Origin of the sequence: Mycolicibacterium baixiangningiae, from assembly GCF_016313185.1 — a bacterium.
GTDB classification, from domain to species: Bacteria; Actinomycetota; Actinomycetes; order Mycobacteriales; family Mycobacteriaceae; genus Mycobacterium; species Mycobacterium baixiangningiae.
The window spans coordinates 5,402,388-5,414,954 of sequence record NZ_CP066218.1; the positions used below are offsets into that span (position 1 = coordinate 5,402,388).

Sequence of the window (12,567 nt, forward strand, 5' to 3'; positions counted from 1 at the left end):
TCAGGCTCGCGACGCCGAGCTGTTCTCGGCGTACAGGTGCACCAGGCCGGAGGCCACCGCGAACCGCGGCCCGTGCACGCCGTCGATGTTCGCCCGGCCCACCACGATTCGCGCGGCGCGTAGCGATTCACCGACCGTGCGCAGCAGTTCGTCGTCGAGCGCTCCGCCGCCCGCGAGCACCAACGCGATCGGCGACTCCTCGAAGGTGGACAGGCACCGCGCGATGTTCGCCGCGACGGTCTCCTGCTTGATCGCCAACCGCAGGCTGCGCCACTCCTCGGCGGCCAGCCGGTGGCTGAACGGCACCAGGCCCGCACTGCCGCGGGTGCACAACCGGCCGATCGCGTCGGCGGGCGCCGGGCTGTCGAGGAACACCCGGCGTCCGTCCTCCTCGTGGGCGACGTGCGGACCCTCCACCCGCAGCGCCGGTGTCCGTTTCACCCGTTCGGCCAGCGCCCGCGGGATGCCCAGCACCCGCGACACCGCCGTGGTGATCGTCTCCCCCGCACCTGCTGCGGTGACGGTGCGGCCCTGACCGATCAGATCGACTGTGCCGCCGCCGATGTCGCAGACCACCGCTCCGGGCGGCAAACCCGGTGTCGTGTGCGCACCCCGCGCGGCGGCGGCCGGTTCACTGGAGATCGTCGTGGCGGGCCGGCCGGTCAGCGCCGAAAGCGTTGCGGCGGCATCGGTGACGGGTTCGGCGGCCAGCAGTGCCACGACGGTGCCGCGGGCGTCGGCGACCCCGCGGCGCAGCCACGCACCGTTGTCGATCGCGGCGAGGTCGGTGAAGAACGCATCGTCGGTCGCAATGCCCTCCGCCGCGACGGGCACCGCGCGCAGCCGCACCCCGACCGCGCTGCCCGGCGGCTCCAGCCGCAGGACACCGTGGGCCGCAGCGGGTGCGTACCGGACGATCTCACCGCCGACGCGGCAGTCGACGTAGTCGTCGTCCACCGCAGGCGGATCGGGCGGCCCGGTGCGTGCGGTGACGGCGATCGCGGGGGCGTCGGCCAACTCCCTGGTGAACTCGGCGACATCGCGCAGCCGGTCGTGGCCCAGCTGCAGCGCCGCCGACAGGGCGATGGGATCCGCCATGGCACGGTAGGCCCGCCCTTCGGCAACCACCTCCACGGCGATGAGCGCACCCCGCTGCACACCCTCGAGGTCCACCTCGTCGACCACCGGGACGTCGATCGGGATGCGGTTGCGGATCAGCACCGCATCGTCCTGGGCGGCCAGCACACCGGCGATGCACCAGCCTCGCGCCACGGCATCGCTGACGGCCTGGGCGGCGACTTCGAAATCCGTTGCGGCGGAGACGGATACAATCACCGGCTCGGGCTTCGCCGGTCCGGTCAGATCGGCCAGCGGCACATGCCTGCCGACTCCGTAGCCCGCACCTGCCGGGGTGCTGGCATCGGGACGGCGCAGGCTGCGCACCGGCGCGCGAGGCGACACCGCGGGAGCGAGTGGGGCGGTCGCCGTGTCGACCGGGCGGATCGTCGCGAGCACCACCTCGTCGACCCGCACCTGCGCGTCGACCTCGAGTCGGTGCAGCAGCGCCGCGGCGCCCTCCAGCGAGTCCGCCGAACCCTTCCGCCCGCGGGTCGGCGCCTGCCCGTGGACCAGCGCCTCGACCCTGCCGTCGTCGACACGGGCGAGGACGATCTCGGTGGTGTGGTTGCCGACGTCGACCCCGGCCACCACAACCGAATCGCGGCTCACCGCAGCAGGCCTCGCCGGGCGTAGACGTCGGCTGCCTGACGCACCAGTTCCGCGCACCGCGACGCACCACGGGTCTCCAGCGACACCTGCAAGGCCGCCAGTTCGGCGGCGGTCGACCGGTGCGGGCGCAGCGCCTCGTAGAGACCCATCACCGCCTCGTCGTCGATGACGGCCAATTCCGCTGCGCGCAGGAAATTCTCGGCCAGCTGAGGGTTGCCGTGCTCCTCCGCGACGACGGCCTGATAGGCGAGCGTGGTGGGGTCCATCCGCAGGTCGGCCAGTGTCAGTTTGCCGTCGATCGCGGCAGCCACGGTGAATCTCTCGGGGGCGGACTCATACTCGGTCATACTCGTTTGGCCTCCACGGTGATCGGCGCCTGCCCGGGTTCACAGGCCTGGCGTTCCAGCGCCACCAACGCCACGGCGCGGGCATGGTAGCGGGCGGAGATGGATTCGTCGGTGCCGCCGGCGAGGATCGGCAGCGGGGCCATCCCCTTGGCGTGCCGGGCGGCGTTGCGGCCCAACTCGCGGTACATCTTCGCGGTGAGCAACGGCGCGACGCTGAACAGTTCGAGGTTGGCCAGCGGCGCCAGGTCCCGCCGGTGGATGAGTGCGGTTCCCTTGCCCTGCAGTCCGATTGCGATCCCGGAGCCGGATAGCCGGGCGGCGGTCAGGCCGATCAGCCCGACGTCGATGGTCGAGCGGATCCGGACGAGGCGCGGGACGCATCCCTCCTCCTCGAGCCCGGCGGAGATCTGGCGAAGCACCTCACCGACCGTCAGACCGCACAGTGTCAGCCACACCGAACGGCCGAGCGCCGGCGACAGCCCGATGCAGACCTCGCGGGGATCGCTGCCCTGGCGGGCCGGTTCGATGTCGGACAAGACCAGGTGACCCTGATGCTCGGCCTGATCGGCGGTGAGTTCGGCGGCCGTGCGGGCCTGGCGGATGTCGTCGATCTCCACGCGGCGCGCCTCGGTGAGCGAGTACCCGGTGCCGGGCCCGGCGTAGTCGTTCGGATCGGTGATCTTCGACAGCACGCGGAACTGCTCGTCGAAGATGGCCGAGGTCTGCAACTGGTCGCCGCGCAGGCGTTCTCGGGTCAATTGCATGATCGCCTCGGCCTCCGGGGTGTAACCGGTGCGGTGCAGTGCGGCAACGACGTCGAACACCGTGAGCTGCCTGGCCTCGATCGCGGTGGCCGCCTCGGCGACCGCCTTCGGGTCACCGGCGGGCAGATCCCGCGAATCGTTGGCGACCACGACCGCGTCGATCCGGTCATCCTCGAAGTCGGCCAGGCCGAGGTCACGGTAGACCGCCTGCACCGCCGTCGCCGCCCGCCTGCGCACGCGCGCGAGATGTTCGGGCGACACGGTGCGCAGACCCCCGTCGGCGCCCCAGTCGCGCTGCAGCACCAGGAAGTCGTCAATATCGTCGGCGTTGAAGTTCGACAACGCAAAAGCGTTGTCGTAGCGGGGAATCGAGCCGAAGCCGGAGAAGATGAAGTCGGCGCCGGCCAGCAGCACCGGCAGCGTGTGGGCGCTGCGGCGGATGTCCGATTCGGAGATCAGGTTGTCGTTGCCCGCACACGATTCCAGATCACGCATCATGACCATCAGGTTCTCGGCGAGCAGTTCCTTCATGCCCTCGGGCACCGACGCGACCACGCCGACACCGTCGATGCCGCCGTTCTGCACGCCCTGCGAGCCCAGCGCCCGGGCCAGCGAGACGCACCGCGACTCGAGGTAGAGGATCGAGCACTTCTCGGCCGCGCCCATCAGCACCTCGGCGCCGCCACCGCTGGTGACGCGCATCTTCAACCCGCGCGAAGCGTACGCGGCGGTGAGGATCGCCTTGGAGAACGGGGTGTCGTCGCCGTCGACGAACACCTGCTCGGTGCCGTAGATCGAGATGGTCTCGGCGTAGCTGGTCAACCCCCGCAGCCCGAGCCGCAACTCCATCGCCTCTTCGATCGAGCACTGCGCCATGGCGCCCGGGTCGCCCACCTGGCTGCCGATCAACAGTGCGATCGCGTTCGACGGCGCGTCGCCGAACACCGGCACCGTCGTCTCGACCTCGCGGAACCCGTACGCCACCGCACTGGCCGCGTCGGCCGCGATCAGCAGCGGATCGTCGAGCTGATTGGTGACGTGCGCCTGGTTGCTCGGGGTGCGCCTGGCCCGCATCTTGTGCATCGCCATCTGCATCTCGACCGGCGTCATCACCGCCATGACGCGGGCGAGCTTCGCCGGCGTGGTGCCGCCGATCAGCCGTACCACCTCGGCCCGCGACACGTTGACGTCGACCGCCATCCGCGCCAGCACCGCATCGTCGAGCGCCATCGCCTCCTCGGCGACGGCGAGGTCGATGCCGTAGCGGGCGATGAATTCGTCGATGACGTCGAAGTCCGCGGCCGGCTTGCCGTCCAACTCCACGATCACGCCGTCGCGCATCACCAGCGACGGCTCGGGGTCGTGCGGGCTGCGCATGGCGACCAGACCCAGGGCCGGGTCGGTGACACTGAATCCGTCGAGATTTACCGGTTTCGCATCCAGAATCCGCATCCGACCCTGCGCCAGGTCGTTGATTTCCGTCACAGCGCTGATCCTGCCAAAGCCGCCGACGCGCGGGCGCGTTCGCCCCCGAATGCGATGTGCCTGACACCATGGGGGCGTGAAACGACTCGTTCTCGCGCTCGTCAGCGCACTCGTTCTCACCCTCACCGCCTGTTCGTCGCCGAGTCCCGCGGACCCGTTCCACGCCTTCGCCGACGCCCTCGGCCGCCGCGACGCCAAGGCGGCCGCGCAGCAGACCGACGATCCGGGGGCCGCCGAACCGGTGATCGCGGCCATGTTCGCGGGGATGGGTGCCGACGCCGCCGTGCAAGTGTCGCCAGCGCCCGTCGACGGTGAGGACACCACCGAGACCCTGAGCTACCAGTGGACGCTGGCACCCGGGCGTGAGTTCGGCTACGAGACCACCGGCACCGCCGAGCAGAGCGGTGACGAGTGGCGGCTGGCGTGGTCGACGGCGCTGCTGCACCCGGATCTGCAACCGAATATGCGGTTCCAGTACAGCGAGGACAGCGAGCTGCAGACGCCGGTGCTCGACCGCACCGGGCAACCGTTGATGACGTGGCAGACGGTCGGGGTGATCACGCTGGACCGCGCGCATCGGGCCTCGTCGAGCGCCCTTGCCGCACTGCTGGCGCCGATCGAGCCGACCATCACACCGGAGTCCATCCAGGCGCAGTTCGACACCACCGCCGACCAGGTGGTCACCGTGATCCGGCTGCGCGAGGCCGACCTCACGCCGGTGGCCGAGCAGCTGCGCGCCGTCCCCGGCGTCGCGATCGCCGACCAGGGTGACCTGCTCACCACGGATCGGGCGCTGTCCTCACCGGCGATGGCCGACCTGCCGAAGGTGTGGCAGGACCGCATCACCCGGACCGCCGGCTGGTCGGTGTATCTGGTCGACGGCGACGGCGCGGCCGCGCAGCGACTGACCGCCACCCCGCCCGCACCGACCGACCCCGTCCGCACCTCCCTTGACCTGCGCCTGCAGCTGCTGGCGCAGGACGCAGTCGCCCAGGAGCCGCGGCCGACCGTGCTCGTCGCGATCTCGCCATCAGACGGTGGCATCATCGCGGCCGCGCAGAACGAGGCGGCCGACGCGCAGGGCGCCATCGCGTTCTCCGGTCTGTATCCGCCGGGTTCGACGTTCAAGACGATCACCACGGCCGCGGCGCTGGAAGCAGGACTGGTCACCCCCGAGTCGCCGGTCGAGTGCCCGAGCCGGCTCACCATCGAGAACCGCACGATTCCCAACGACGACGACTTCGAACTCGGCACAGTGCCGTTGACGACGGCGTTCGCCCGGTCCTGCAACACCTCGATGGCTGCCCTCGCCGATCGGTTGCCCGCCGATGCGCTGTCCACCACGGCACGCGCGTTCGGGATCGGCGTGGATTACGTCGTCCCGGGTCTCACCACGGTGACCGGCCGGGTGCCCGCCGCCGACACCGCCGCCCAGCGCGTGGAGAACGGGATCGGCCAGGGCACCGTCACGGTCAGCCCGTTCGGTCTCGCGGTCGCCGAGGCCAGCCTCGCGCACGGATCGACGATCACGCCCACGCTGGTGCTCGGCGAGAAGACCACCGCCGACACCCCGTCCGAACCGCTCCCCGGCGACGTGGTCGACGCGCTGCGGATGATGATGCGCGCGACGGCCACCGAGGGCACCGCGAGCCAGCTGTCCGATATCGCCGACCTGGGCGGGAAGACCGGGACGGCGGAGTTCGGCGACAACACCCACTCGCACGGGTGGTTCGCGGGGATCGCGGGGGACATCGCGTTCGCGACTCTGGTGGTCGGCGGCGATTCGTCCGCCCCGGCTATCACGGTGTCGGGCAACTTCCTGCGGCCGGCGGGGTGAGTCGGGCAAGCTGAGGCCATGAAACTGGTGGCCGTTCTGGCAGTGGCCGGCGGTGCGTTCGCCGCGCCGCTCGTCACCGCCTCGCCCGCCACGGCGAGCCCGTGCAACAGCGTCGACTGCGTTCCGTATGTGGACCGCAACATCGATCCCAGCGAATCCTGTGTGTCCGGAGGCAGCCGCTATCTGTTCGGTCTCGACGCCTCGGGCAACAACTATCTGTGCACGATGCAGTCCCGGTGGGTGCCGCAACCAGCGCTCGTGGGAGTGCGGACGAACGGCGCCCCCTGTGACGGCAGCACCGGTGTGGCGCAGACCCCCGACGGGTTGGTGCTGACGTGCAAGGCCGGCGCCTGGAAACCCGACTTCACTGCCTTCTACTACTGATTCGCGAGGCCACCGAGGTCGTCGGGGACGTCGACGGCATGTTCGTGCAGCGCCTCGATCGGCACCACGTCGAGGGTGCGTTCGTGAGTGGCGGCGAGCACCACCGGCGCGGCACAGCCGTCGCGGTGGGCGCGCAGCCAGTTCGCGGCGGTGACGCACCAGCGGTCGCCGGGGTTCAGTCCCGGGAACCGGTACTCGGGCCGCGGGGTCGACAGGTCGTTGCCGATCGAACGCTGGTGTTCGAGGAAGTCGACGGTGACCACCGCGCAGATCGTGTGGGCGCCGAGGTCTTCGGGGCCCGTCGAACAGCAGCCGTCACGATAGAAACCGGTCAGCGGGTCGGTGCCGCACTCTTGCAGCGGGCCACCCAGCACATTGCGTTCGGACACTGCGTCAGTATCGCGTGCTGTTCGGGCAGAACGCCCACTCCTACGCCTTTGTGCGCGTTCCGACACCACGGCCGTGAATGGCGGCGCATAGCCGGATTCGACAGCCATGGTGGTGAAACCCAAGACAAGGGCGCGGCGCTGCAGGTGTTCAGGAGCTCAGGAGCTGGTCTCACACCGATGCAAAAACCGCCCCTACCTGCGTGGACAGGGGGGCGGTTCTGGCGGTGGCGGAGGGATTTGAACCCTCGGACGGGGGTTACCCGTCACACGCTTTCGAGGCGTGCTCCTTAGGCCGCTCGGACACGCCACCGTGTGGCAGCTTACCGAAACGGCTGCGCAGCCCCTAATCGCCCGCCGACCTCGCCGAGACCGCAGCCACGGTCGTCAAGCGCGCGGTTTGGCAGCCCTGTGTGCAGTCTCGGCGGGAGGCGGGGAAACCTCAGCGCTGCGCACCGAAGAACGCCTCGAGCGGCTGTGCGCACTGGTCGGCCAGCACGCCGCCGCGCACCTGCGGGCGGTGGTTGAGCCTGCGGTCGCGCACCACATCCCACAGCGAACCGACCGCACCGGTCTTCGGCTCCCACGCCCCGAACACCAACCGCGCCACCCTCGCGAGCACCAGGGCGCCGGCGCACATCGTGCACGGTTCAACGGTGACCGCGAGCGTCGTCCCCTCCAGCCGCCACCCGTCGCCGACCACCGCCGCGGCCGCCCGCAACGCCAGCACCTCCGCATGCGCGGTCGGATCGCCCAGCGCCTCGCGCGCATTGGCGGCGCGCGCCAACTCCGTGCCGTCGGGCCCGAACACCACCGCGCCGATCGGCACGTCGGCCGGACCGGCCAGCGCCGCCGCGTCGAGCGCGGCGCGGATCAGGGTCTCGTCAGACGTCACCGATTGAGTTTGTCGATCACCGCGGACAGCTCGTCGGCGAAGCCCATCTCCCGGGCGATGCGGCCGAGCTGCTCGTCGGCGTACAGGTCGGTCTCGTCGAGGATGACGCTGAGTACCGCCTCGGGCAAACCCATATCGGAGAGCAGACCGATATCGCCCTCCTCGAACGGATCGACGTCATCGAGATCGTCGGGTTCGATGTCCGCGTCGAGCTGTTCGAGCACCTCGGCGGCGATGTCGTAGTCGAGTGCCGCGGTGGCGTCCGACAGCAGCAACCGCGTCCCGGACGGGGCCGGCCGGACGATCACGAAGAACTCGTCGTCGATGTCCAGCAACCCGAACACCGCTCCGGCGCTGCGGAGTTCGCACAGCTCCTTCTCAGCGACCGTGAGGCTGTTCAGCGAGGCCCGCCGCATGGGCGCGCAGCGCCACTTGCCGTCCTCGCGGACGACCGCCACGCCGAACCCGTCTGGCGTGCCATGCGCCGGCGCACTCTGTGCTCCCATGTCGCAGTACGGTAGTCGCCCACGAGCGCCTTTGACCAGGCATGGGTACCGCCCCCGGTGCGGTGTGCCAACCTGGAATGGTGACGAAACCACCCGTGTGCGTGCTGGGCCTGGGCCTCATCGGCGGTTCGGTGATGCGGGCGGCGGCCGCCGCGGGACGCGACGTGTTCGGCTACAACCGATCGGTGGAGGGTGTACAGGCCGCGCGCTTCGACGGGTTCGACGCCAGCGAGCACCTCGACGAGGTTCTCACCCGCGCGGCCGAGGCGTGCGCGCTGATCGTGCTCGCCGTACCTGTGCCCGCCCTCGGTCTCATGCTGGGCCACATTCGCGCCACCGCGCCGCATTGCCCGTTGACCGATGTGACCAGTGTGAAAGGTGCTGTGCTGGAACAGGTCCGGGCGTTCGGCCTGCAGGAGCGGTTCGTCGGCGGGCATCCGATGGCCGGCACCGCCCACTCCGGCTGGGCAGCGGGTGACGCGGCACTGTTCACCGGTGCGCCGTGGGTGATCAGCGTCGACGACGACGTCGACCCCGACGTGTGGGCGCAGGTGATGGCGCTCGCACTGGACTGCCATGCGGTGGTGGTGCCCGCGCGCTCCGACGAACACGACGCCGCCGCGGCCAGCATCTCGCACCTGCCGCACCTGCTCGCCGAGGCACTCGCCGTCACCGCGGGCGAGGTGCCGCTGGCGTTCGCGCTGGCGGCCGGATCGTTCCGCGACGGCACGAGGGTGGCCGGGACCGCACCCGATCTGGTGCGCGCCATGTGCGAGGCGAACTCACCTCAGCTCGTGCCGGCACTGGACCGCAGCATCGAACTGCTGACCGCCGCCCGCGAGACGCTGGCGCGGCACGGGTCGGTCGCCGAACTGGTCGAGTCGGGGCACGCCGCACGCATGCGCTACGACAGCTTCAGCCGGCCGGAGATCATCACCACCACGATCGGCGCCGACAACTGGCGCGACGAACTGGCCGCCGCCGGACGGGCCGGCGGAGTGATCAGATCCGCGCTGCCAACCCGGGATAGTCGAGGATGAAACCGTCGGCGTCGATGGTGATCGTGGTGTCGGCGACCGGGGATTGCACCTTGATGGCGTCCGAGCCCTGCCCGCCTCCGCTGTAGCTGATCGTGACCTGTTCCACCGAGAACTCGGGCAACCGCACGTACACCACCGGGACGGCGATGGAGTCGCCGTGCTCGTGCAGGCCGGCACGGCGGATCGGCAGCGTGTTGAAGAACGGGCTGAGCACCACGTCGACGTCCATCGCCCCGTCGAACGCGGCGCGCTTCATCTGGTTCTGCTGATTGCGGACCAGCCACATGTTCTCTTCGTCACGGGCGATCGAGAGTTGCCGCTCGCGCTCGGCCAGCGTGACGGTCATCGACAGCCGTTTCGTGGCGCCGTGCTCGTCGGTGACGAGGTCGTAGGAGGCGGAGAACGGCGGGTGCGCATCGCAGCGGGCGGCGACGATCCGGCCGTAGGCCTTGATGCGCTTACCCACCATCTGCACCCGCACGGACTCCATCCGTGCGACGTCGTGCGCCCGCCACGTCAGGACCGCGGGCCAGGTGTTCTTCACGTCAGAGCGGTCGGCTTCACTCACCCTTCTACCGTAGGCGACGCACCCGTCCGTTCGTACCCCACAGCCGAACTCGACGGCGATCCGCCGCGACTTCGTGACTCCAGCGCCACCTCGTCACTCAAGAACGGCTGCGGCATGCGTCCCGCGCGGCGCCACCGCCCCGACCCGGGCACCGACAGCCACACCGCGAGCGCGAGCAACGCGTCGAGGATCAGCGCCAGTGCGGTCACCATCAGCGCGCCCACCAGCGCCAGGTAGAACTCCCGCACCTTGATGCCGTCGATCAGGTAGCGGCCCAGCCCGCCCAGGCTCGCGTAGGCCGCGACCGTCGCGGTGGCCACGATCTGCAGGGTCGCCGTGCGCAGACCGCCCATGATCAACGGCAGCGCGATCGGCACCTCCACGCGCAGCAGCACCCGCTTCTCCGTCATGCCCATCGCCCTGGCGGCGTCGACCACCGCCGGGTCGACGTTGGCGATCCCGGCGTAGGTTCCCGCCAGGAGCGGCGGGATGCCGAGCAGCATCAGCGCGACCGTCGGCGGAATCAGCCCGAGACCCCACAGCAGCACGCCCAGCAGCAGCACGCCGAGGGTGGGCAGCGCACGCAACGCGTTCACACCCGTCACGACCAGGAACGTGCCCTTACCGGTGTGGCCGATGATCATCCCCAGCGGTACGGCGATCAGCACGGAGAAGACCACCGCGATGACGGTGTACTCCAGGTGCTCGACGATGCGGGCACCCAGGCCCGCCGGACCGGCCCAGTTGGCGGCCGCGAAGATGAACGACAGCGCTTCGGAGAGGAAGTTCACGCCGCGGCCCCGACGGTCTTGGTGCGGGCCGGACGGCTCGCGCGGGTCCAGGGCGTCAGCGCCCTGCCGATCAGCATGATCACGGTGTCGATCACGACCGCCAGCACGAAGATCGCGATGATGCCCGCGACGATCTGATCGCTCTTGTTGGCCTGATAGCCCTCGGTGAACCAGGTGCCGAGACCGCCGACGCCGATGACCGAACCCACCGACACCATCGAGATGTTGGTGACCGCGACGACGCGCAGGCTGGCGATCAGCACCGGAACCGCAAGCGGTAGTTCGACTTTCAGCATCCGCGTCAGCGGCTTGTAGCCGACGGCGGTGGCGGCATCGAGCACCGCGGGCGACACCGCGTCGAGCGCCTCGGGGACGGCGCGCACGAGCAGGGCGACGGTGTAGAGCGTCAGCGCCACGATCACGTTGGCCTCGTCGAGGATGCGTGTCGGGATGACCAGCGGCAGCACGACGAACAGTGCGAGCGACGGGATCGTGAAGATGATGCTCGCGGTGATCGTGGTGAGCCGCCGCAGAGCGGTGGTCCGCTGCACCAGCGCACCGAGCGGCACCGCGATCAACAGCCCGAGCACGATCGGGATCAACGACAGCCGCAGGTGGATCACGGTCAGCGCCCACAGGTCGTCGAGATGGGTCAGCAGATACCGCACCGCTCACACACTCCCCGAGTCGCTGCGCTCGTGCCCCGCCGGAACCCCCCGCCGCTGCGCTTCGGCGCGCTGAGTGTCGAGCGCGGCGAGCACGTCGTCGGCCCTCACCCCGCCGATCACCTGGCCGGCGTCGTCTACCGCCACCCCGAGCCCCGACGGGGAGGACAGCGCCGCGTCGAGCGCCAGGCGCAGCGTGCCGTCCGGCCGGAACAGCGAACCCCCGGCGATCGTGCTGTCGTAGAGAGATCTGCCGCTGCGGTGCAGCGCGACGCCGTCGTCGTTGATCCAGGCGTACGGCGTGCCGTCCGGCCGGGTCACCAGCACCCAGTCACCCGACCCGAGTTGAAGCGCGTCGATCTCGGGCTCGCGGACATGGCGGATGTCGTGCAGCGGCAGACCCGCACCGCCGGCGGGGTAGAACTGCAGGCCGCGGTAACCGCGATCGGCGCCGACGAAACCGGCCACCGCATCGTCGGCCGGGTTCGACAGCAGCCGCGCCGGGGCGTCGTACTGCAGCAGCACCCCGCCCCGGCCGAAGACCGCGACCTTGTCCCCCAGCTTGATCGCCTCGTCGATGTCGTGGGTGACGAAGACGATCGTCTTACGCAGGTCGTTCTGCAGCCGCACGATCTCGGTCTGCAACTCCTCGCGGACCACCGGGTCGACCGCGCTGAACGGTTCGTCCATCAGCAGGATCGGCGGATCGGCGGCGAGCGCGCGGGCGACGCCGACGCGCTGCTGCTGACCACCGGACAGCTGCGCCGGGTAGCGGTCGGCCAGTTTCGGGTCGAGTCCGACGCGTTCCATCACCGCGAGCGCGGCCTTGCGGGCGCTGCGCCGGGATTCGCCGCGCAGCACCGGCACGGTCGCGACGTTGTCGACCACGCGCAGATGCGGCATCAGCCCGGCGCTCTGGATGACGTAACCGATGCCCAACCGCAGCTTGACGGCGTCGACCCGGGCGACGTCCTCACCGCCGACGGTCAGCGTGCCCGACGTGGGCTCGATCATCCGGTTGATCATCCGCATCGAGGTGGTCTTACCGCAGCCCGACGGGCCGACGAACACCGTCAGCGTGCCCTCGGGCACCTCGAGGCTGAGGTCGTCGACCGCGACGGTGCCGTCCGGGTACCGCTTGGTGACGTTCGAGAAGGTGATCATCGGGTCG

The 12,567-nt window shown here is 70.2% G+C and carries 13 protein-coding genes and 1 tRNA gene; 3 read left to right on the top strand and 11 right to left on the bottom strand.

Going from position 1 to position 12,567, the window contains the following annotated elements; translation table 11 throughout:
• Genes I7X18_RS25685 through I7X18_RS25695 form a run of 3 tightly spaced genes read right to left on the bottom strand, consistent with a single transcriptional unit; the run spans nucleotide 1 to nucleotide 4,291 of the window.
• Entirely contained in the window at nucleotides 1–1,728 is a 1,728-nt protein-coding gene (locus I7X18_RS25685) for a diol dehydratase reactivase ATPase-like domain-containing protein (RefSeq protein ID WP_193046784.1), read from the bottom strand.
• Entirely contained in the window at nucleotides 1,725–2,075 is a 351-nt protein-coding gene (locus I7X18_RS25690) for a diol dehydratase small subunit (RefSeq protein WP_193046785.1), read from the bottom strand. Before I7X18_RS25690 ends, I7X18_RS25685 begins: the two co-directional genes overlap by 4 nt.
• On the bottom strand, nucleotides 2,072–4,291 hold the full coding sequence (locus I7X18_RS25695) for a propanediol/glycerol family dehydratase large subunit (RefSeq protein ID WP_193046890.1): 2,220 nt from the start codon (nucleotides 4,289–4,291) through the stop codon (nucleotides 2,072–2,074). Before I7X18_RS25695 ends, I7X18_RS25690 begins: the two co-directional genes overlap by 4 nt.
• Nucleotides 4,292–4,400: 109 nt before the next feature.
• Between I7X18_RS25695 and I7X18_RS25700 the strand changes: the two genes are divergently transcribed.
• On the top strand, nucleotides 4,401–6,161 hold the full coding sequence (locus I7X18_RS25700) for a penicillin-binding transpeptidase domain-containing protein (RefSeq protein ID WP_193046786.1): 1,761 nt from the start codon (nucleotides 4,401–4,403) through the stop codon (nucleotides 6,159–6,161).
• Nucleotides 6,162–6,179: 18 nt separating this feature from the next.
• On the top strand, nucleotides 6,180–6,545 hold the full coding sequence (locus I7X18_RS25705) for a hypothetical protein (RefSeq protein ID WP_193046787.1): 366 nt from the start codon (nucleotides 6,180–6,182) through the stop codon (nucleotides 6,543–6,545).
• Here I7X18_RS25705 and I7X18_RS25710 read toward each other — a convergent pair.
• The 4 genes from I7X18_RS25710 to I7X18_RS25725 form a co-directional block, all read right to left on the bottom strand.
• On the bottom strand, nucleotides 6,539–6,934 hold the full coding sequence (locus tag I7X18_RS25710) for a DUF2237 family protein (RefSeq protein WP_193046788.1): 396 nt from the start codon (nucleotides 6,932–6,934) through the stop codon (nucleotides 6,539–6,541). The genes I7X18_RS25705 and I7X18_RS25710 overlap by 7 nt on opposite strands.
• Before the next feature lie 219 nt (nucleotides 6,935–7,153).
• Nucleotides 7,154–7,244: transfer RNA gene (locus tag I7X18_RS25715), tRNA-Ser, on the bottom strand.
• Between the two features lie 129 nt (nucleotides 7,245–7,373).
• Nucleotides 7,374–7,826 carry a nucleoside deaminase gene (locus tag I7X18_RS25720; protein ID WP_193046789.1) on the bottom strand — a complete coding sequence of 151 codons (453 nt, stop codon included), beginning with the start codon at nucleotides 7,824–7,826 and terminating at the stop codon, nucleotides 7,374–7,376.
• Entirely contained in the window at nucleotides 7,823–8,332 is a 510-nt protein-coding gene (locus I7X18_RS25725; RefSeq protein WP_193046790.1) for a tRNA adenosine deaminase-associated protein, read from the bottom strand. The genes I7X18_RS25720 and I7X18_RS25725 overlap by 4 nt, the downstream gene beginning before the upstream one ends.
• Nucleotides 8,333–8,427: 95 nt before the next feature.
• Here I7X18_RS25725 and I7X18_RS25730 point away from each other — a divergent pair, with 95 nt between their 5' ends.
• Entirely contained in the window at nucleotides 8,428–9,372 is a 945-nt protein-coding gene (locus I7X18_RS25730) for a prephenate dehydrogenase (protein ID WP_193046891.1), read from the top strand.
• On the opposite strand, the gene I7X18_RS25735 is transcribed toward I7X18_RS25730, so the two are convergent.
• The 4 genes from I7X18_RS25735 to I7X18_RS25750 are packed head-to-tail and all read right to left on the bottom strand — an operon-like array spanning nucleotide 9,335 to nucleotide 12,560.
• Entirely contained in the window at nucleotides 9,335–9,940 is a 606-nt protein-coding gene (locus tag I7X18_RS25735) for a putative glycolipid-binding domain-containing protein (RefSeq protein ID WP_193046791.1), read from the bottom strand. The genes I7X18_RS25730 and I7X18_RS25735 overlap by 38 nt on opposite strands.
• Nucleotides 9,937–10,731: an ABC transporter permease gene (locus I7X18_RS25740; RefSeq protein ID WP_193046792.1), complete on the bottom strand. Its 795-nt coding sequence runs from the start codon at nucleotides 10,729–10,731 to the stop codon at nucleotides 9,937–9,939. Before I7X18_RS25740 ends, I7X18_RS25735 begins: the two co-directional genes overlap by 4 nt.
• Nucleotides 10,728–11,399 carry an ABC transporter permease gene (locus tag I7X18_RS25745; RefSeq protein ID WP_193046793.1) on the bottom strand — a complete coding sequence of 224 codons (672 nt, stop codon included), beginning with the start codon at nucleotides 11,397–11,399 and terminating at the stop codon, nucleotides 10,728–10,730. Before I7X18_RS25745 ends, I7X18_RS25740 begins: the two co-directional genes overlap by 4 nt.
• 3 nt (nucleotides 11,400–11,402) lie before the next feature.
• Complete coding sequence (locus I7X18_RS25750) at nucleotides 11,403–12,560, bottom strand: ABC transporter ATP-binding protein (RefSeq protein WP_193046794.1); 1,158 nt, start codon at nucleotides 12,558–12,560, stop codon at nucleotides 11,403–11,405.
• Nucleotides 12,561–12,567: the final 7 nt, after the last annotated feature.

Bases quoted from the DNA above. Each gene is read 5' to 3' on its own strand.
- I7X18_RS25690 (WP_193046785.1), bottom strand. From the start codon at position 2,075: ATGACCGAGTATGAGTCCGCCCCCGAGAGATTCACCGTGGCTGCCGCG.
- I7X18_RS25695 (WP_193046890.1), bottom strand. From the start codon at position 4,291: ATGCGGATTCTGGATGCGAAACCGGTAAATCTCGACGGATTCAGTGTC.
- I7X18_RS25705 (WP_193046787.1), top strand. From the start codon at position 6,180: ATGAAACTGGTGGCCGTTCTGGCAGTGGCCGGCGGTGCGTTCGCCGCG.
- I7X18_RS25725 (WP_193046790.1), bottom strand. From the start codon at position 8,332: ATGGGAGCACAGAGTGCGCCGGCGCATGGCACGCCAGACGGGTTCGGC.
- I7X18_RS25750 (WP_193046794.1), bottom strand. From the start codon at position 12,560: ATGATCACCTTCTCGAACGTCACCAAGCGGTACCCGGACGGCACCGTC.